This is a genomic window from Arthrobacter sp. MMS18-M83 (genome assembly GCF_026683955.1).
Taxonomy (GTDB): Bacteria; Actinomycetota; Actinomycetes; order Actinomycetales; family Micrococcaceae; genus Arthrobacter.
The window spans coordinates 3,782,650-3,802,987 of record NZ_CP113343.1 but is presented as its reverse complement, the minus strand read 5'-3'; the positions used below and the strand labels follow the sequence as shown (position 1 = coordinate 3,802,987).

Annotated in this window: 17 protein-coding genes and 1 pseudogene; 11 read left to right on the top strand and 7 right to left on the bottom strand. The window is 61.9% G+C overall.

What is annotated here, in order from left to right; all coding sequences use genetic code 11:
• Positions 1-23 precede the first annotated feature (23 nt).
• Complete coding sequence (locus OW521_RS18020) at positions 24-1,493, bottom strand: NAD-dependent succinate-semialdehyde dehydrogenase (protein ID WP_268020949.1); 1,470 nt, start codon at positions 1,491-1,493, stop codon at positions 24-26.
• A gap of 115 nt (positions 1,494-1,608) precedes the next feature.
• On the opposite strand from OW521_RS18020, the gene OW521_RS18015 reads away from it, so the two are divergent.
• Entirely contained in the window at positions 1,609-2,379 is a 771-nt protein-coding gene (locus OW521_RS18015) for an SDR family NAD(P)-dependent oxidoreductase (RefSeq protein ID WP_268020948.1), read from the top strand.
• 76 nt (positions 2,380-2,455) lie between these two features.
• Here the strand turns inward: OW521_RS18015 and OW521_RS18010 are convergent, their stop codons facing one another.
• The 3 genes from OW521_RS18010 to OW521_RS18000 form a co-directional block, all read right to left on the bottom strand.
• Positions 2,456-3,256, bottom strand: a complete 801-nt coding sequence (locus tag OW521_RS18010) for a FadR/GntR family transcriptional regulator (protein ID WP_268020947.1) — start codon at positions 3,254-3,256, stop codon at positions 2,456-2,458.
• A gap of 113 nt (positions 3,257-3,369) precedes the next feature.
• A complete protein-coding gene (locus OW521_RS18005) occupies positions 3,370-4,332 on the bottom strand; it encodes an electron transfer flavoprotein subunit alpha/FixB family protein (protein WP_268020946.1) in 963 nt (320 codons plus the stop codon).
• Between the two features lie 11 nt (positions 4,333-4,343).
• A complete protein-coding gene (locus OW521_RS18000; RefSeq protein ID WP_268020945.1) occupies positions 4,344-5,111 on the bottom strand; it encodes an electron transfer flavoprotein subunit beta/FixA family protein in 768 nt (255 codons plus the stop codon).
• A gap of 281 nt (positions 5,112-5,392) precedes the next feature.
• On the opposite strand from OW521_RS18000, the gene OW521_RS17995 reads away from it, so the two are divergent.
• A complete protein-coding gene (locus OW521_RS17995) occupies positions 5,393-6,646 on the top strand; it encodes an amylo-alpha-1,6-glucosidase (protein WP_442781172.1) in 1,254 nt (417 codons plus the stop codon).
• A gap of 224 nt (positions 6,647-6,870) precedes the next feature.
• Here OW521_RS17995 and OW521_RS17990 read toward each other — a convergent pair whose 3' ends face one another.
• A complete protein-coding gene (locus tag OW521_RS17990) occupies positions 6,871-7,620 on the bottom strand; it encodes an ATP-binding protein (RefSeq protein WP_268020944.1) in 750 nt (249 codons plus the stop codon).
• Complete coding sequence (istA, locus tag OW521_RS17985) at positions 7,617-9,167, bottom strand: IS21 family transposase (protein ID WP_268020943.1); 1,551 nt, start codon at positions 9,165-9,167, stop codon at positions 7,617-7,619. The genes OW521_RS17990 and istA overlap by 4 nt, the downstream gene beginning before the upstream one ends.
• A gap of 159 nt (positions 9,168-9,326) precedes the next feature.
• On the opposite strand from istA, the pseudogene OW521_RS17980 reads away from it, so the two are divergent.
• Positions 9,327-9,914: pseudogene (locus OW521_RS17980) on the top strand (amylo-alpha-1,6-glucosidase); the annotation flags it as partial.
• Between the two features lie 388 nt (positions 9,915-10,302).
• On the opposite strand, the gene OW521_RS17975 reads toward OW521_RS17980, so the two are convergent.
• The gene (locus OW521_RS17975) at positions 10,303-13,008 is read right to left on the bottom strand and encodes a hypothetical protein (protein ID WP_268020942.1); all 2,706 of its coding nucleotides are present in this window, start codon (positions 13,006-13,008) and stop codon (positions 10,303-10,305) included.
• A gap of 2 nt (positions 13,009-13,010) precedes the next feature.
• Between OW521_RS17975 and OW521_RS17970 the strand changes: the two genes are divergently transcribed.
• The 8 genes from OW521_RS17970 (at position 13,011) to OW521_RS17935 (ending at position 20,330) form a co-directional block, all read left to right on the top strand.
• The gene (locus OW521_RS17970) at positions 13,011-13,523 is read left to right on the top strand and encodes an SRPBCC family protein (RefSeq protein ID WP_268020941.1); all 513 of its coding nucleotides are present in this window, start codon (positions 13,011-13,013) and stop codon (positions 13,521-13,523) included.
• A gap of 45 nt (positions 13,524-13,568) precedes the next feature.
• Entirely contained in the window at positions 13,569-14,540 is a 972-nt protein-coding gene (locus tag OW521_RS17965) for an oxygenase MpaB family protein (protein ID WP_268020940.1), read from the top strand.
• A gap of 40 nt (positions 14,541-14,580) precedes the next feature.
• Positions 14,581-15,012: a hypothetical protein gene (locus OW521_RS17960; RefSeq protein ID WP_268020939.1), complete on the top strand. Its 432-nt coding sequence runs from the start codon at positions 14,581-14,583 to the stop codon at positions 15,010-15,012.
• Positions 15,012-16,016 (top strand): hypothetical protein, encoded by a 1,005-nt coding sequence (locus OW521_RS17955; RefSeq protein ID WP_268020938.1) that lies wholly within the window; start codon positions 15,012-15,014, stop codon positions 16,014-16,016. The genes OW521_RS17960 and OW521_RS17955 overlap by 1 nt, the downstream gene beginning before the upstream one ends.
• 320 nt (positions 16,017-16,336) lie before the next feature.
• A complete protein-coding gene (locus OW521_RS17950) occupies positions 16,337-17,371 on the top strand; it encodes a DUF4192 family protein (RefSeq protein ID WP_268020937.1) in 1,035 nt (344 codons plus the stop codon).
• A 223-nt stretch (positions 17,372-17,594) separates the two neighbouring features.
• Positions 17,595-17,831 carry a hypothetical protein gene (locus tag OW521_RS17945; RefSeq protein ID WP_268020936.1) on the top strand — a complete coding sequence of 79 codons (237 nt, stop codon included), beginning with the start codon at positions 17,595-17,597 and terminating at the stop codon, positions 17,829-17,831.
• Positions 17,832-17,856: 25 nt separating this feature from the next.
• On the top strand, positions 17,857-18,312 hold the full coding sequence (locus OW521_RS17940; protein WP_268020935.1) for a hypothetical protein: 456 nt from the start codon (positions 17,857-17,859) through the stop codon (positions 18,310-18,312).
• Complete coding sequence (locus OW521_RS17935; protein ID WP_268020934.1) at positions 18,309-20,330, top strand: Mu transposase C-terminal domain-containing protein; 2,022 nt, start codon at positions 18,309-18,311, stop codon at positions 20,328-20,330. The genes OW521_RS17940 and OW521_RS17935 overlap by 4 nt, the downstream gene beginning before the upstream one ends.
• The last annotated feature ends 8 nt before the right edge of the window (positions 20,331-20,338 follow it).

Here is a 20,338-nt window from a genome sequence, read left to right as displayed (position 1 = left end):
TGAGCCCGTAACGCTGCAGGCGACTACAACTGCATGGCGATGAACTTGGTCTCTAGGAACTCGTCGATGCCCTGCGGACCGCCTTCACGGCCGAGTCCCGACAGCTTGGTTCCGCCGAACGGCGCCGCCGCGTTGGAGACGCTGCCTTGATTCAGGCCCACCATGCCGGATTCCATGGCCTCAGAGACTCGGATGGCGCGGCGAAGGTTTTCGGTGAACAGGTACGAGACCAGCCCGTACTCGGTGTCGTTGGCCCGGGCGATGACTTCGTCGTCGGTGTCGAAGGCGACCAAGGGAGCCACGGGGCCAAAGATCTCCTCACGGAGGATCCGTGCGTCGGCGGGGACGTTCTTCAACACGGTCGGCTCGAAGAAGAAGCCGGGACGGTCCACTTTGTGTCCGCCGGTCACCAATTCTGCCCCTTTGGCCAAGGCGTCCTGGACCAATGAATCGACGGTGTCCTGCTGGCGGGCATTGATCAGCGGACCGAGAGTCACGCCCTCGTCAACGCCGCGGCCGAGCGTAAAGCCCTCCATGCGCTGCGCCAGGCGGGTGGAGAAGTCGTCGATCATCGAGCGGTGCACGAACACCCGGTTTGCGGCGGTGCAGGTCTCACCTGCGTTCCGCATTTTGGTCAGCATGAGCGCGTTGAGTGCGTTGTCCACATCCGCGTCCTCGAATACGATGAACGGCGCGTTGCCGCCCAGCTCCATCGAGGTCTTCATGACCTGGTCTGCGGCCTGGGCGAGAAGCTTCTTTCCCACGCCTGTTGAGCCGGTGAATGAGAGCTTGCGCGCCTTACCGGAGGCAATCATGGCTTCAATGACTGACGATGACGAGCTGGTGGTTACGACGTTGAGGGCACCTTCAGGCACGCCCGCCTCTCGGAAGATCTCCGCAAGTGCCAGCATGGTCAACGGCGTCTCCTTGGCGGGTTTCACCACCACTGCGCAGCCCGCGGCGATGGCCGGGGCCACTTTGCGGCAGCCCATGGACATCGGGAAATTCCAGGGGGTAATCAAGATGGTCGGGCCAACCGGCTGGCGCAGCACCAGCATGCGACCCCCTCCATTGGGGTTCTCCTGGTAGTTGCCCGAAATACGGACGGCCTCCTCGGCAAAGTGGAGCACGAACTCGCGCGCAAGCTCGATTTCGGCTTTGGACTCATCTACCGGTTTGCCCGCCTCGAGGGTCATCAGGACGGCCAATTCGTCCTTGCGCTCCCCCAGGAGTTCCCAGGTTCGGCGCAGTATCTGGGCGCGCTGGCGGGGTGTTTTCGCGGCGAAGGATGCCTGCGCGGCCGCGGCCGCGTCGAGGGCCGCCAGGCCGTCCTCAACGGCCGCGTCGGCCACCGCACAAAGCGCCTCGCCCGTTGAGGGATCGACGACGTCGAATGTCGCACCGCCCGCGGCGGGCCGCCATTGCCCGCCGATCAGTAGTTCCTTGGGAACTGTGGAGAGCGCCTCCACCTCATTGTGTACCGCAACGCTCATGTTTGGATCTCCTTGATCTTCTCAGCTTGGCCCATTTGAGCCGGACGTCACTCCTGCTAAAGTTCTAATGGTAGGACCGTTATAACTAATCTAAACCGACAAGGGAGTCGAAGCAATGCGTCTGGCAAACAAGAGAATCATTATTACCGCCGCGGCCTCCGGAATGGGACGTGCCGGCGTCGAACTCTTCACGCAAGAGGGCGCCACCGTAGCCGCCATTGACCGAGACGGCGACGCGCTGGAAACGCTCGTCAAGGAAGTCAGCGAGCGCGGCGGAAAGGTTGAGGGCTTCTTCGCGGACCTATCCGACCACGCTGCGACCAATGACGTGTTTGACCGTTCGGTAGCATGGCTCGGCGGCCTGGATGCCATGTGGAGCCACGCAGGCATGCCGGCCCCGAGCGACATCGAGAATTTCGACCTGGACCACTACCACACCGTTGCCGACGTCAACGTGACGCAGTCGGTCATCCTGGCGGGCCGCGCGGTAACCCAGATGAAGCAAGACGGGGGCGGATCCATCGTCTTCACGTCCTCCGCCGTGGCCTTGGTAGGCTCCGCGCAGAGCCCCATTTACTCCTCGGTGAAGGCGAGCCTGGTGGGACTGACAAAGGGATTGGCGGTGCGCTACGCCGCGGACGGCATCAGAGTCAACGCCATCTGCCCATCCATGGTGACCACGCCGATGCTGTTCAACGACTTCATGAAGTCGGACCCGCGATTCACCAAGGAAGAGACCGAAGCCCGTTTCGTCGCCGGGATCCCGCTGGGTCGGCCCGCGCAGCCGATCGAGATCGCGCACGCGGCGCTGTGGCTTGCCTCCGACGACGCTTCATACGTCACCGGAGTCGCGCTGCCGGTCGATGGCGGCCTCGTGGCCCGCTGAGATCGGCTCACAAACCAGAAAGCAGGAGGGACGCCACCAGTTACCGGTGGCGTCCCTCCTGCTTTGCTCGCTCTACCTAACTGGCAGCAGAAGCTAGTTGACCTTCGCGCTCCTCGAGCCGGGCCTCCAAGCGCTTGAGGTGGGCCGTCAGCTCCTTTACGGCGGCCTCGGCCTCACCGTTGCGAAGATGCTTGAGCAGCTTCCGGCGTACCGCTCCGACATTCGTCAGCGGCCGCGGACCCACGCGGTTGAGGCGAAGCTGTACAACGTGCGTCAGCGAGTTCATCAGCATCACCAGGACCTCGTTGTGCGTAGCCTCGGCAAGCAGGCTGTAGAAGTGGGTGATGCGGATGGTGCGCACTGCCCCCACCTCGTCGATCGAGTCTTCGAACTGTTCCACCGTGGCGATATCGTCCTCGAGCCGCTTGAAGTCCTCCTCCGTGGCGCGCTCGCACACCAGGCGAAGCACGTCCGAGGTCAGGAGGATCCGGGCTTCGAGCAGGCTTTCCGCAGAAAGCACGCCAAGCGACGCAAGGTCGTTGACCGCGCGCGTTACCACGCCCGGGTCGCCAGGCAAGATGAAGACACCGCCGTTGACCCCGGGCTTGGACTCGACCAGGCCGCTCATTTCAAGGCCACGGAGGGCTTCGCGCACACCCTGGCGGCTGACGCCGAAGATCTGCGCCATCTCGCGCTCTGCAGGGAGCCGCCCGCCCGGCTTCAACCGACCTTCACTCACGGCGTCACGAATCTGCTCAGAGACATACTCGAAACCCCGCCGGGGACGGACACGGGTGAACATTGGTTGATCCGCGTCCTTCTTGGCAGTGAATGGATCCGCACCCTCCCGTGCTGCAATCTGCTCGACTTCAGCCATCCGTCATTCCTCCTGAATTGTTGCGGACCAGGCCGCGTAGCAATTACTGTTACCGCTCGTCACTATGCTAACTGCTTCTTCAACGTTTTGGTCTAACCGTTAGACCTACAAAGTTAGCGTTGCGCGGCCAGCTCCTCAAGCAGTTGGGGCACGACGTCGAACACATCACCGACCACGCCAAAGTCGGCAATCTCGAAGATCGGGGCATCGGCGTCGCTATTTATCGCCACGATGGTCTTTGCTCCCTGCATGCCCGCCAGGTGCTGGGTTGCACCGGAGATGCCGAGGGCGATGTACAGCTTGGGCGATACTTTGGCGCCGGTTTGCCCCACTTGCAGTTGCGGATCGCAGTAGTCGGCGTCGACGGCTGCACGGGAGGCCCCGATGGCACCGCCGACCGCGTCGGCCAACGATTCCACCACGGAGAAGCGCTCACGAGACCCCAGCCCACGGCCACCCGAGACCACAACGTCGGCCTCGACCAGCCGGGGACGGGAGCCCGAGCCCGAAGCGGGCCTGAAGTCCAGGATCTCGGTCCGCTCAGCCACGCTGGCGCCCACCTCGAACACATCCACCACGGTCTCGCGGGGCGCCGGGCTGTCGTAGCCGAGGCCCGGACGGATGGCCAGGATTGCGGCATTGGCGGCGGATTCCACCCTGTAGTTGCCCCCGAACACCGACTTGGCCACAAGCAACCGATCGTCGGCCCATTCTGCGCCGACGACGTCACCGAGATATGGCAGCCCGCAGCGAACCGCGAGCCGCGCCGCTACCTCCCGACCCTCCGCAGTGTCCGGTGACACGACTGCTGCCACGTTTGGGCACCTCCCTCGAACGGCCTCGAGCGCATCGACGGCGCGCGTCACCAGCACGCGTCCGGCGTCGGGCGTCGTGACCAACACCACCCTGGCCGCGCCCCACGTGGCTAATTGGGCGACGGATTCGGCCGGTGCCGGAGTTGCCGACGTGACGACGGCGACCGGCTCGCCCAACCTTGCCGCGAAGGCGAGAAGCTCACTCGCGGAATTGGCAACGCGACCATCAATCATTTCGATATGGACTATGACTTCACGCATGGTTTCTCCTCCTAGACGAGACCTGATTTAGACAGAAACCGGGCCAACTGGCGCCCGGCGGTACCGTCGTCGACAATGCGCACGCCAGCCTCCCGGGGAGGACGCTCGGCCACGCTCGTGATCCTCGAGCCTGCCGGGGTGCCCTCATCCATGCCCAGCTCAACGGTGGTCCAGACCTGCACAGGCTTCTTCTTGGCCTTCATGATCCCGAGGAAGTTGGGGTAGCGCGGCTCGGCTATCTTTTCGGTAACTGAGACCATTGCTGGAAGCACGGCCCTGACCGCTTGGGTGCCCGATTCGGTGATGCGCTCCCCCGTTAGCGACTGGCCGTCCGTGTCCAGCGAGGACAGATATGTGGCTTGCGCAACGCCCAAGTGCTCGGCGATCATGGCGGGCACCACGCCGCCCTGCCCGTCACTGGAACGGTCGCCCGCTATGGCGAGATCAAAACCGATCCGACGCAGGGCCGCTGCCAGGACCTCGGAAGTACGGATCGCGTCCGAGCCGGATAGGGCGTCGTCAAGAACATGCACACCGCTGTCTGCCCCCATTGCGAGGGCCTTGCGGAGGGCATCCGTCGCCTGCGCGGGACCCATGGAGAGAACGACGACGTCCCCTCCGTGCGCTTCCCTCTGCTGCAGGGCTACCTCAAGCGCGCGCTCGGTAATTTCATCAAAAGCCTGCTCGCCGGAGTTCCGGTCGAGAAGGCCGGTCAAGGAATCGAGCTCGAGGCGACCGTATGCATCGGGCACCTGCTTGACCAAGACAACAGATCTCATGGCTTCACCTTCCAACGGGCGGGACTCCACTGTCACCGACCGAGAGTTTCATAAAGGGCTATTGGTCGAACCATTTATATTCTAGCGGTTTGAGGGTGATGGGTCTAGGGCGGTGAAGTCTCGCTGCAGTCGCATCAGAACGGAGCTGCCCGGCTATCGAGGAGCAGCTGAGAACGAATTTGAGGAGACCCCTGCTTCGGTCCGCTAAACAGGTATGGCCACCACCTTTCCACAGGCGTAAATTCGATTCAGCATGGCGGGTTGCTTCAAAGGAGCCAGCGGTGACTGGATGGAATGCAGATAACGCAGCGGGACCTACCGGGCAAGGCGCCGTCACCTTAGTGGAGGGATCATCGTTCTGCATCTCCCAAGCAAACGGGGACATTCTCCCCGCTCACCCCCATGGTGTGTTCTACGAGGACACCAGAATTCTTTCTCTTTGGTCTCTGGCCATCAACGGCAGACCGCTGGAACCACTGGGCGCGTGGACGCCCGCGCCGTACCAAGGAACCCACATTGGCAGGGCGGCACAAGCCGACGGCGGGGCTGACAGTCCACTAACGGTGGAACGCAAGCGCGAACTGGGCACCGGCATCCAAGAATGCATCACAATCCACAATTACGGCCTCGAACCGGCATTCTGCGAGCTGATGCTCTCGGTAGATGCTGACTTCGCGGACCTCTTTGAGGTCAAGGATGGGCGGGTCCGTCGACAGTGGGAACAGATAAGGCGGCCCCAGGGCGACTCCTTACGTATAGACGCACTCTGGCAGGGGACGAAGAAGAACATTCTCGTGCATGCGCCGGGCGCGGAAGCAGGTACTGAAGGTCTTCTCTTCCGCACAACGATCCCTGCCCACGCGGAGTGGAGCGTCCGGGTGAGCGCCGTCCCTGTCGCAGGCGATACCGAGTCACTGGCGCCGCTTCTCCACGCCCCACTGGTGACCGTCTCGCCGCAAGAACAGCGCCTGAAGGCTTGGGATGCCGGCATTCCATCAACCCGATTGAGCAATCCATCCGTCGACAAAACCCTGCTTCGCAGTCATCAGGATCTGGGCGCGCTCCGAATCGTCGACCCGGCACATCCGGACCGTATGGTCGTCGCTGCCGGGGCACCATGGTTCATGGCACTTTTCGGGCGAGACTCATTACTGGCCTCTATTATGATCGTGCCGTTGGACCCAACGCTGGCACTAGGCACGCTGCAGACCCTGGCCGACCGGCAAGGGACTGCTGTTGACCCATTGACGGAGGAACAACCCGGGCGGATCCTCCATGAGGTGCGCCTTGGCGTCGGAACGGGCCTGGCTCTCGGCGGGAAATCAGCCTATTACGGCACTGCAGATGCCACTCCCCTGTTCGTGACCCTGCTCGGTGAAGCGAGCCGCTGGGGACTTGCTTCGGCAGACATCGCTACGCTTGCCCCCCATGCAGACCGCGCCTTGGACTGGATTCGAGATTATGGAGACCGCGACGGCGACGGGTTTGTCGAGTACGAACGACTCAACGACCAAGGCCTTATCAACCAGGGATAGAAAGACTCCTGGGACGGAATCAATTTTGCCGATGGCCGCATCGCAGAGACGCCCATCGCGCTATGCGAGGTCCAAGGCTACGTCTATAGCGCCTATATCGCCCGTGCATGGATTGAGTATTTGATTCCTTGAGAGCCACCCAATCTTGCGCTTCAGAGCCACCGATCGTGCGGAAGAGAGCCAGTGGTGGTGTGCTTGGGAGCCACTGGCCCTCGACCTCATCGTTAGGCGCTGGCCAGGGCGGTCTGCTCCCTCATGTTGTAGGTGCCGGTGTCGACCCAGGTGGTGTTGTGGATGATGCGGTCCATGATGGCGTCGGCGTGGACGCCGGCGCCGAGGCGGTGATGCCAGTCCTTCTGCTGGTACTGGGTGCAGAACACCGTCGACGTCTCGCCGTAACGGCGCTCCATCAACTCCAGCAACATCGTCCGCATCGATTCCGTCGGCCGATCAAGTAACCACTCGTCGATGACGAGCAGGGTGAAGGCAGCGTATTTCCGGAGGAACTTGCCGGCGCCGCCGGGGGTGTCTTGAGCTGCGACCCAGGCCTCTTCGAGGTCGGGCATCCGAACATAATGGGCGCGGATCCGATGTTCGCAGGCGCGTTTCGCGATCGCGCAGCCCAGATACGACTTCCCCGACCCGGTGAACCCCTGGAAGACGACGTTCTGCTGCCGAGTGACGAACAAGCAGGTCCCGAGTTGGGTCAGGAGCTGCCGGTTGAGGCCGCGCTCGTCGAGCAGGTCGACGCGCCGCAGGTCCGCGTTGGGGTAACGAAGCCCCGCCCGTCGGATCAGCCCGTCCACTTTCGAGTGCATGAAGGTGGAGTAGGCGTCGTCGACGACCAGGCGGACCCGTTCCTCGAACGACAAGCTGATGCTGAGGGTGTCGTCTTGGAGGTCGATGGCCTCCACCAGCTCGCCGGCGTTCATCTCGCGGAGCTTGCGTTTGGTCTCCCCATCCAGGACGCTCATCGGGTGCCTCCGGCGTAGTAGGCGCCGCCACGAACATAACCGCCATCATCCGGCTCGGGCTCGGGGGTGTGTCCGGTTTTGTCCTGTCCGGTGTCGAGGATCGGCCGCAGGTGCGCATAGCGGGGTGAGCGGATCGGGCCCCGCAGCGCCAGCGCGCAGGCCGCTTCGAGGCGTGCCGGGGAGAATCGGCGCGACAGTTTCAGCACCGCCAGCGCCGCGTCGAAGCCGGCCTCATCGATGAACACGGTCTCGAAGATCTTGGCTGTCACTGCCGCCGTCGCAGGTCCGACCCGCGCCGCCCACTCCTGGATCCGGCCCCGGTCCCAGGCCTGGAAGCTGCGCCCCTCGGGCAGGTCCGCCTCGTTCGTCCGATACTGGTTGCTGGCCGTGGCCGGCAGCAGCAAATGGCTGGTCAGGCGCTCGTCACGCCGGTAAACCTCCATCATCGTCTCCGTCACGCGCAAGTCAACGAGGGCGCCGATATGGCTGAAAGGGACGGAATAAAAGTTCTTCGCCCAAACCACGTGAGCGTTGGCGTTCACCTTGCGTTTATAGACCCACGTGCTGATCTCGAATGGGGCCGCCGGCAGCGCCTGCAACAACGGCTTCTCCTCCGCGGTGAACACACTGAGGCGTGACCCGTCACGTTTCTGGAACGGCTCCCGGTTATAGGCATCGATCTGTTCCCGGATCCGCAGGCGCAGCTGCGCCAGCGACGTAAACTGCTCGTGCCGGAGACCGGCGATGACCCAGGTCGCGACATGGGAGACCGTGTTCTCGGCACCACTCTTGTCTCGAGGGTGGCGAACTCTGCCCGGGAGGACCGCGGCCCAGTAGTGCGCCGCCATCTCCCGGTAAGCGTCGTTGAGCACGACCTCGCCCTCCTTCGGGTGGGAAATCACCCCGGTCTTCAAATTGTCCGGGACCAGGCGCGGGACGCTGCCACCGAAGAACGCGAACATCGCCGTGTGGGCGCGCAGCCACGACTCCTGCTTCATGTCCAGGCTCGCTTCCACGAACGCATACCGGCTGAACGGCAAGCACACGAGGAACAAATACACCCTCGACAGCTCACCCGTCGTCGGATCCAACAGCTGCATCGTGGGTCCGGACCAGTGGACCTCGATACTGCGGCCGGCCTGGTGCCCGACCCTTGACGTCGCCCCCGAGACGGCGGCGTGTTCGCCATAGAGGCGGCAGAACCGGTCATAGCTCATCGTTGCCTGCGCCACGGACGCTGCGTCGACATACTCCTGGTGCAACAGCTTCAACGTCACCCCGACCCGGGCCAACTCAGTGTGAACCCGGGGCCAGTCCGGCTGCGCGAAGACGCTCTCATGAACGCCGCGGCCGGGGAACACGGCCGCATACACCTCGGCTTCCGACAGCTCCGCGACGTCATCCCAGACGACGCCGAGCCGGTCCGCTGCATCGAGCACCGCCTGGACGCTATTGCGCGCGATGCCCTGCGCCGAGGCGATCGACCTGCCTGATAAACCCTGATTTCGTAACTGCAAGACAAGTTTCGCCTTGATCTTCCGTACCATTACCGGTACTCCTCCCACCACGTGGCCATCACATCGTGGGAGGAGCTTTTCAGGTGGCTCTCAACCACGCCAATCATGGCTCTGAACGACACTATCCGTGATCTGGCCAGGTGGCTCTGAAGCGCACGACAAGTGGCTCCCTTGGAAGCCAGTATTCAATGGATAGCCCGCGATGCCGGCGACCTCGGTCTAGCACACGAGTTTCGGGACCGTGCGAAACAGCTGAAAAAACGGTTCAACGAGCAATTCTGGCTGCCGGACCGCGGATACTACGCAATTGCGCTTGACCGGAACAAGCGGCCGGTTGACGCTTGCGCCTCCAACATGGGCCACTGCCTGTGGTCCGGCATCGTTGACCAAGATAAGGCACCACACGTTGTGGACCGACTAATGTCCCCGGAGATGTTTAGCGGCTGGGGCGTACGAACCCTGGCAACAGACATGGGAGCGTACAACCCGGTCAGCTACCACAACGGATCCGTCTGGCCCCATGACAATGCACTGATAGTTGCCGGTCTCATGCGCTACGGCTTCGTCAGGCAAGCCCAACTGCTGTCCTCAGTGCTCATCGAGGCCGCCGAATACACGGACAACCGGCTACCCGAACTATTCTGTGGATTCAGCCGGTCCGATTACCCTGAACCCGTCCCCTATCCCACAGCATGTTCTCCACAGGCATGGGCGTCAGCGGCCCCGGTGATGCTGCTCAGGAGCCTGCTGCGCTATGAGGCCGACGTCTCACTGGGGGCGTGTCAGCGTTTTTCAACGTTTCCGTGGGGTAAACGTGTGGCGAACAATTAGCCCGGAGACCTTGGCGTGGGGACAACCAATAAGGTTGGCCCCACCTAAAGCCCCGCCCTCATCAAAGATCGAGGCCAAGGTCGACGGTCGAGCCTTCAGCAACAGGCTTCATCAAAATACACGCCGTCGTATGTTTTAGCGGCCTTAGGTTACCAGGGTCGCTGAAACGGTCAGCATCGATTAAGGACACAATCGGTAGGGGGCTTTGGGCCTGTTTTGGACGCCGAAACACGGAGTGCAGGTGAGGGCGGCCGTCCCGTTCGGGCGGGCCGGTCCGTGGAACCTTGGCGCTGTCGGAGCGAACCAAGGCTTCCGCCCAAACCGATTGCATTCACTATGTCGGTTGCCACACATGAGTCTCGTCTGGTGTCGGGTCAGGTAGGTCGATAGTGTCAGGTCCGAGGCCCGCAAGGCCTTCAATTTGCAGCGATCGCAGCCGCCTAAAGTCAGCCGCTTCGCGGAGAATCTCGAGCGCATCGTCTGCCAGCTTGTCCGCGGATGTGACAATTAAGACTCGGTCAGCGCGCAGCGCTTCGGCGACCTGGATCTTCTTGGCTGCAGTCGACGCCTTTTCCCTCTTTGAGTTGCCGAGTCGCCCGTTTGACTTGGCTTCAACTACAACGACGTCACCGTCAATGTTGGCGATCAGATCGATTTCAGCGACACGCTTCCCTGTCCTCTGCTCAAGGAACTCGAGCTCAGTTGTATCGGCGTACTCCCAGGCTTGCCGACGCAGGCGTTCGGCTGCAATAAGGCCAACGTCGCCGTGCGAGCCCAGCAGCTCACGAAACGTTGCGTGAAGGTCGTAATGCCACTCGAGTTCGTCCGAGCAATGCTTCCACCTCGCTACCGAAAGGTCGTTCGCGGCACCGCACCTGACGCATTCGAATCGCTGTCCTATTTTCTCGAGGCTAACGAATGACGGTCGGGAACAATCAGAGCAGTCCAAGATAAAGCCCCGACGCAACAGGTTGGAGGCGGCTAATCTGTCAATCCAAGCCTGGATGCCCCTGACGGAGATTCCTGGCAGTACTCGGCGAAAAGCGTCGAATCTTGGGTATGGCAACTCTTTGTCTATGAGCACGCCGTCGCCGTCCGGAAAAACATCACGAGGCCTGATGTCTTTCCTTTTGTTCGATTCCGGTTTGGTGAACAGGTGCAGTGCGGGGTGGAAGACGCCTGCCACCATAGAGGTGAGCTCGTTTCGCCCACCGAGGAGACGGGCCAACAGTTGGGCATGTCGACCGGGAAGTGAAGGGACTGCGTCCAAGCCGGACTTTCCTGCCATGGACTGAATCCAAGGCTGCATCCCCAGAACTCTAAGCGTGGGCTTAAAGATCTGGCTGTTCAAAGGGGTGCCTGATGGGATCAGGCCACCTAATTGTGAATGGAATGTTAGTCCGATCCGGCTGCTCCTCACCGCCTGATTCGCATAGTGTTGCCGGTCCATTACTACAAAGCTCTGCGGCACCCCACGAGACTTCGGCATCGCGGTCTCAGAGAGGTCAACTTCGACGTACCAATAAGGCCTGATTCGACCGTCCACCGATAGTGGTTCGGCGGGCATAGGCGTTGGAACTGGCGCGCGCATAGTCGTCGTTCCATCCTGACCGACCTCGACGGGGACGGAAACTGACGTCACGAAGGGATCGTGGACCGCGAGTCCGGTCAGGCCAAGTCTGAGTGCGGGTTCTCGTATCTCCAGCCCATCAGGCAAACGCATGGCGACACTGAGGGTCCCCGTTTCAGCGGCAGCAATCGGGTTGGTGTTGAGGATCCGTTTATTCAAGGACATCGCCGCAGCGGCCAATTCCTCTGGGTTCAACGAGCATGAGGTGATCGAAAGACGCTTACTCTCCCCGTTGATCACTTGGCCCGCCCAGTCTGCCGCTGTTCGAATCACGGGGAGCAGCGCCTCATTTCCCAGCATTTCGCTGGTCAGCCATACGCCATAACCGAAAAGACGTTCATGTGCGTATGCGAGAGCGAAGTCCTCAGCAGTTCCACCGATGACGATTGCGCCGCCATCCGATCCCCATCGGTTCCTCATGGAAACAAGTCCGCTACCTGGCTCGTCAAACCAGAACGATTGATTCCCAATGAGTGCATCCGTACCGACGTTCATACTCGATGTCAGAACGGCCGGAACCTCGCGTTTCCAACGTTCCGGATTCAGAGCAAACTTAAGCGCCTGTCCTCCGTCAGGCTCCGGTCGAGCGGCTCTGAGTTCCTGGTCCAGCTCATACGGGAAGATTCCCGTGCGGATCGAAGCAGACAATGAAGCATCATTAGTCCATACCTCCGAGCCAGCCAATACGGCGCCGTCTTGCGCCACCCTGGCTGCCGGGGCAAGCCAGCCGCCCGCTCGACTAGGTTCGAATTCCAAGATCTCGACGCTCTCACCTTCGACCTCCCCGCTCGGATCGTGCGCGTTCCGAAGAGGAGTGCAGACCGCCGCGACGGCTTTCCGGGCTTTCATCGCGACTGGTTCGGGCTGGGGTAGCGCGACAAGGTCAGCAAGGAACTCTTGACGCTCGTTTGGATCGACAAGAGAGCGACCGTTGGCGTCGGTGAACCTGTCGTGCCCGGGCGCAATTCGTTCTCGTGTATGCGGCGTCAGCGGCACCGTCACCACATGGTCGGGGTCGTACGCTGCGACAACGTCGAGCATCCGAGACACGACAGATCCGTCCTCGCGATACGGGACCAGAATAAAGCCTCCGCCACCCCAGTATTTTCCAGCAACGGCAATAGCCAGCCGCGCCCACGAACGCCAACGATCGTCCCCTCGGAAGAGGACCGCAACACGCGCCGGGCGCAAGATTATCGTCGCGTTGGTGTAGGAATCTGTGTATGCCCCCATGGGGACTAGTTCAGCATGTCCGGCCCTAAAACAACAGGCGAGTTTGGCCACTTGAACGATAAGCCATAGCGGCGCCCAGCCCCAGTGTTCTAACCACGACCATTTCTGTTCAAGTTTGAGGAGTGGACGGGGACGAACCTTTCTGAGCTTGAATTGCGCATCGTGCCAAAATGTCACCCATGACTCCACGCCTTTTCGACCTCAGCTCCACATGGCACCTCCCCGCCACCCCGGAAGAAGTGTGGGCGATCATCGCCGACGTCAATATGAGCTGGCCCAACTGGTGGCCAGACTGCAGTTTTGCCGCACCGCTCGTCCGCACCGAGCCGGAGAGCAACTCCCAAGAGGACATCCTGAAGGCCACCACTTCGTATCTCAATTTCAAAGCTGTCCTGGGCTACACCCTCACGATCAGCATCCACCCAACAATGGTCGTCACCCCAAAGGAAATTGAGTTCGACGCCGGCGGCCATCTCGAAGGCAACGGCAAGGTCACCCTCAGTCCAGAAGCACATGGCTCAGCCACCCGTATGGACATCGAATGGCGGATTCGACCCACTCAACGTTGGATGAACGTCCTTACACCGATCGCAGCTCGGGCCTTCACCGCAGCCCACACCCTAATGATGCGCCGGGGTGAAACAGGCCTCCGACGAGCCTTGGCCGAGGGCACCGCCAAACAACCAAAGTAGACCCGTCTACAGGTTAACTAGCCACTTGATCGCAACGGTCCTACCATGGAAGAAGTCAGCCGGACTGGGGGCTGCGAGCCCCACATTCAGCGCGGACATTTCAGCACGGCGAACGGGGGAACCTTGAACATCAACGCCACCCTCAGTGCGAGCCTCCACCGCCAGGAAACCGCATCGCCGGATGACTGGGAGGCCACATTCCGCCAGATGGTGCTCTTCGATCTCGCTGCGGACATGGAGCTCGGGTTCTTCCTCGCGTACTACCGCAACTTCGCCATCCCAAGCATCGCAGCGACCCTTCACGCAAACGCCGAAATCCAGCAGCGCCCCATGAAGCGCTCGTACGACACGGCCATCGTCATCTATGAGCTCATCTCCGGCGGGCTGGACAGCGACCGCGGCCGCACCATGGTCGAGTTGCTCAACCGCGTGCACCGCAAGGTACCCGGAAGCAAGGACGACTTCCTCTACGTCCTCCTCACGCTGCTGGTCGTACCGATCCGATGGAACCAAAAACATGCCTGGCGCCAACCCACACCAGCAGAGCTGGCGGCAGCCTCACGCTTCTTCACCGAACTGGGCACCCGCATGAATATCATCGGCATGCCCGCCTCCTACGCGGAAGCCGAGGATTTCTTCGACCATTACGAGGCCACCCACGTCGCTCCGTCGGCCGAAGGCCAACTTCTCATGGATAGCACGGTCCGAGTTTTCCAGAGCCGACTACCAGCGCCCCTGCGCCCCCTGGCGAAACAGCTCATCAGCACGATGCTCGACGACGACCGCCTCACCGACGCGCTCGGCTTCCCCCGAGCGGGCCGGATCTCCCGAACAGCCCTCAAAACCGGACTCGCCGCACGCAACGCGATCCACCGCAGTCGTCCGCTGAAAACCAAACCACATTTCACCCCTGGGCACGCCGGCTCGACCCTGTACCCCAGCGGGTACACACTGGACCAGATCGGCCCGGTCAACGTTCCGTCCTCCCCTGTCCCGTCCGGCAATGAACTACCGTGAAGCCCGCAAAATAGCGCGGAAAGCAGAACATGCGTTCAGCTTGCCCGATGACGCCACGCTTGAGCTCATCCACAAGAAACTCGAGCGAAAACGCGGAAGAACCATCACGGTAACGGAACTTCCCGAGCTAGCTAAAGAAAAACTGTGCGGAGTCTGGCTCATCTGCGAGGACCAAGACATCGTCCTCCACGCACCGACCAAATCAGACTGGCACCGGCAACAGATCATCCTCCACGAATTCAGCCACATGATCCTCGAACACGATCTTGATAGCCAAAACAGCGCGCTCGTCAAAAGCCTCCTCCCCGACCTCGACCCCGCACAGGTGCTGCGCACCCTCGCCCGCAGCAGTTACACGGACGACGCAGAGCTCGCCGCCGAAGCCCTCGCCGATCAGCTCGCAACACGCATCATCAACAGCGACGCCGGCGCCCAGTCGGAGCCGTTGGCGTTCCGCAAAGTGTTCGGCTGATGGAGTACGTCCCGGCAGCCACTCTCTGGGTATTGACCATCCTCCGGCTGCCCGCCGCGCTCGATCCACACCGCGGGAGCGTCTTCCGCGCGACTATCCTCGCTGCAATCGCCTGCACCCTGTACGTCCCGGCGGTCTACTACGCGGTCGATCCATTGCTCGGCGGCCAGAACCACGTCGGTCTGGTCACTCTTTTGTCTCTGCTCCTGGGATTCTGGCAATTCCGGACGGCCATCCTGCTAGCGGCAGTTGAAGGCATTGAAGCACGACGTCACCGACTCAGCTTCGGCAGGTGGGCTGCGGTCACCGTCTGCTCGGCAGTGACAGCAGGATTTCTCACGAGCCGCGCCGATGCCACTGATTCCAACTTGCCTCTGACCTACGGCGACCAACCAGGGATGGCCGTGTTCCTCTGGAGCGGGTCCGCGTTCATCATGTGGATCTGCCTCGATATCGCACGGGTTTGCCATGACAATCTCCCAAGCATGCGGGCGCCAGCATTCCGATCTGCATTCGTCCTCATCGCCATCGGATGCATCCTCTTTGCTTTGGTCCTCGTCGACCGTCTGGTCTATGGAGTCGTCACGAAGATCGACGGCGCTGCCAGCCCATCTGCGGCCGTTCTGACCGTCCTCTACTGGGTGGGCGAAACGTTCGCGGTTCTACTTGTCAGCATCGGGCTGCTTCTCCCCCGGCTCGCAGGCCACCTCAAACACGGCAGATTCCTACTCCATGTCCGGCTCCTGCTCCTGGAAATCAGGCCGATCTGGAACCGTGTGGCTTTCACCCACCACGACTTGATCCTCGAGAAGCGACGGGCCAGCGCGCTCATCATCCTCAGCCCGCACGCCGAAACACAACTCCATCGCCGTCTGGTCGAAATCCGCGACTGCGAAATGGCCAGCCTCGCGACCAGCGCGCACCTCGACGCACACGACCGCTCCATCGTCGAACGCGCCGAATTCTCCCTCGAGAGACGCTCCGGCGCACGGCTCACAACATAGATTCCGCGTCGAAGTAACAAGACGCCCCGGGTCATGCCGCGCCGCAACAACCCAGCCATGAAGAGGCAAAAGAATCTTCGCTGTTTGTCGTTCTGATGCTCGATCATCGCTGGGCGGGTCCTCCGCGCAACCGGGGCGCCTTGCGCCGACCTCAATCCAAAACTTCGCTCGGCGCTCCGCTTATTTCCTCGCGAACTTTTGGATCGTTCCCGGTTCCCCAAGTTGCACTCCGGCCCCTCATGCCCAGCACTGAATCCTCTATCAGAACGACGCCGAAAACTAACGCCCACGGCCGACGCCGCCTCTGAAGAAGAAAGATCATGGAAACGCTCACCATCAAAACCCCTGCCGATGTCCTCAGCTTCATCGGCCACACCCTCGGCTTCTGGCCGCAGGAAAGCCTCGTGTGCATCACCCTGGACACCAACCACATCGGCGTCACTCTCCGCGTGGATCTCCCCAAGCACGACGGCGCGGAAAGCGCCTATGCGCGAACAGTCGCCGGCTACCTAGCGAACGACACGAACGCCACCAGCGCCCTGTTTGCCGTCTACACCTCAACCAGTCCAACCGCCAGCCAGGACAAACCGTATGCTTCAGTCATCGCCGCCCTCACCGGGGCGCTGGCCGCGCGACACATCACCATCCGGGACGGCCTACTCGTCGACGACGAGACAGTCTCGCCGTACGACGACGACCCCAACCTCAACTGCGCGCTACCCCTATCGATGATTGACTCCAGTGAAATCAACGCCGAACTCGTGTACCGCGGGAGCTCGGTCGCACGAACCGGCCGAATCAGTCTGCCGCCGTCAAATAAGAAGGCCACGTTTGATGCCGTCGAGGAACGCGTCAAATCAATCGGACAATGCCATGACCACAGCGCGATCGAAAAGGCGAGAACGCTCTGGTCTGGGATCCTCGAGACCAAAACCTACCCGACCGATGATCAGACCATGGCTTTGATCGCAAACTTCCAGTTCGCAGCCATCCGCGACCAACTCATGGCGGACATCCCCGGCGTCGACGGCCCCATGGAAAAGATCCTTCTGGCCCAAACTCCTGGGAAGCCGCAGTGGGCCCGCGTCGAATGGGCGCAGCAAATCCTGCTCCACGCCTACACGCTGAGCAGCACAAAGCACTCGGCGCCTCTTCTTACTGCCATCGGCTACATCAACTGGTGGGAGGGCCGGGGAAGCAAAGCCCACCAATACATGGAACTCGCCCTGGAGGCAGACCCCGGCTACCGCCTAGCCAAACTCAGCGATCAACTCCTCAGCTATGGAATGCTCGCTGGCTGGAACATGGACAAGAACACGGCATACCGGACGCGGGGGCTCGGAACGTCGGATTGACGAAACGTCCATTATCGGCCTTCCGAATTTCGCCTGAGGAGACGGCACTGGCGGCGTTTGTCCGTTCTCATTCCAGATGTCAGTTTTCGCATTCAACGTGTCAGTTAACGGATTTCAGGCGATTCTCAGTTAAGTTGTCAGCGTGGCTGAATGTGAGGCTTTGAGGTCCCTGCCGGCGAATGTGACTGACTCGGCTCGGATTCTCGCACGGTTGGATGGACGGATGCTGGATGAGCCGGTGGTGTCGGCTTGGACATCGCTGCGCTTGGAATGTTCGCGGCCGGTCCGTTCCTTCTATTCCTGGCCTGGCAAGCGGAATTACGAGGGTTCGTGGTGGTCCAGCACGATGTGCTCGCATGTGGGCTTTGAGAGTCTGCTGGAGCGGGATTTCCTGATGCTTGCCGACTATGACAGGGACGTTGTCGGCATCGCGTCCGCCGTTTGCGGTGCTATGGCCTAAAGGGACTGATGGCGCCCGTGGCCATGTGCCGGACTTCTTTTTGCGACTTCGTGAGGGCGGCGGACGAGTCGTGGATGTGCGGCACCCGGACCTTCTGGCGGGCGAGGAACGTCAGTTTTCCTTGACCCGGGAGTTGTGCCAGCAGGCTGGCTGGGAGTACGAGGTGTTCTCCGGGATGGCAGAGCCGGCGGCTTCGAATCTTCGGTGGCTCTCTGGATACCGTCTTCACAGATACGCTCCGGCCAGCACGATCGTGCCCGCGATCATCGAAGCAGTCGGTTCGGGTATCTCTGTGTCCGCTGGCGTGCGGCGCGCTTCGCGAATGCTGCGGCTCGAACCTTCCACTGTTCAGGCCCATCTGCTGCATCTGGCCTTCATTGGCGTCCTCCAAGTCGGCCTGGACGAGCATTTGTCGATGGAGACTTGGATAGCGCCGGCCCGCGAAAAGTCGCCGATGCCGAGACTGGCGGTTGCGTCGTGAAGTCCGTCCGCCTTTTCGATTTCATCCAGTTCGACGGAGGATCCTGGCAGGTTGTAGCCCAGGACGGGCCCGAGCTGGCCTTGAAGAATCTTGCTACCAATCGCATCCGACGAGTTCCGGTGGCCGATCTGTTGATCGCCGATTCGTACTTGCCGGATGATCCCCCGTCCCTCCCCTCGCTGGAGAATGCTGCTGCTCTGGAGACGCTCTCCCCCGGCGCCCGTGAGGGTGTCCTTGCCCTTCACCGGCACGTCCACGAAGTGCTCCACGGGATTCCGCCAGGTTCACTGCCCGGCACGAACCCGAAGCCCGAATACGATCTCGCCAACCCCTTGCAAGTACGGATCGAAGCCAAGCTGACGGAACTCGCTGCCCGTGGGATGGTCATGACTGAGCGGACAATGTTCCGCCATATCGCCGAATACCGAGCGCATGGCATTGGGGGCCTCGCGGACGGCAGAGCCACCCGCCAGATGAGCGTGGCCGGGCGAACCGACTCCCGAGTTCTTGCACTGGTCGAGGCTGAAGTGTCAGGGCAGAAGAATGCTTCCACGGGTACGCGATCCCGCGTCATTGCTCGGGTCCGGGCGGCCGCAGCCAAGTCGGATCTCGCCGTGCCATCCGATGCAACGCTCTACCGCATTCTGAAGAAAATCGAGGGTTCAAGGCACCCCTTCGGAAACGCGACCACGCGCCGGACCCAAGGAAACCGACCGGACAGGCCCTGGGGACGCCAAAGCCCATCCCGCCCCGGAGAGCTCGTGGAGATCGACTCGACGCCGATGGACCTCATGGTCGTTTATCCGGACGGCAGCAGCGGACGCGTGGACCTGACCGTCGCACTGGACATCGCCACGCGCACCCCGTTGGCGGCCATCCTTCGGCCGGTGGCTACGAAAGCCGTGGACGCGGCTGTGCTGCTTGCCCGTGCCATGACTCCCCTGCCGATGCAGCCCGGATGGGATGCATCGTTAGGCTATTCACGATCCGTTCTCCCGCCCGGGATGCTTCCGCGCGACGAGGATATGCGCTCGGCTATCGCCGCCAAGCCGGTCATTGTGCCCGAATCCATCACGGTCGACCGCGGCAAGGTCTTTGTCGGCTCGACCTTCACGGCAGCTTGCGAGCGACTGCAGATCAGCATCACCAAAGCGGCCCCTCGGACGCCCACGGACAAACCCCACATCGAGCGGTTCTTTGCCGGCGTCAACACAGGGTTCACCCAGTATCTGGCCGGCTACACCGGACCGAACGTGGTCCGGCGGGGCAAGGACCCCGCCGCCGAGGCGAGGTTCACCCTCGCCGAAGTGCAGAACCTGCTGGACTGGTGGCTCGTGGCCGTTTGGCAGAACCGTCCGCACGAGGGACTGCGGCACCCCGCCATGCCGAAGAAGGACCTCACTCCGAACGAGGCCTTTGCCGCCCTGGCCAGCGTCGCGCCACAGATCCCCGTCGCACTCACCCGGGACGACTACATCGCGCTCCTGCCTGTCGAATGGCGTTCGATCCAGGCCTACGGGATCAACCTCCACGGCCTCCACTACGACAATCCGGGCTTTCACCCGTACCGTGGTGTCCCTTCCGGGCTCCCTTCTCCGGCCAGCGGACGCTGGGAAGTTCGGTATGACCCTTACAGACTCCAGTCGATCTACGTCCGTGACCACAAGAAAGGTCAGTGGATCGAGGCGAAGTGGACCCTGTCCACGCACCTTGTCGGACCCTTTTCCCGCGATGTCCTTGCCGCCGCGAAGAAGGCCATCGACAGGCGAGGCGAGACGGTCGCCGGCAGGGATCTTCTTGCCGAGATCAACCGGATCCTGACCGCCCCCACGGGACGCGCCGAGCGCCAAGCCACACAACGCACTCACACAACACCGTCGGCCGTCCCGGAACCGGAGGCCTGGCCGGACCCGATCACCGAACCCGCCGCGACGCCACCGGCGCCGGCGCCGGACCCAGTCATCGTCGAATTTCCCCGGCGCCGCCACGGACGACGCATCGATCTTCTGGAGGACTGAGACATCGC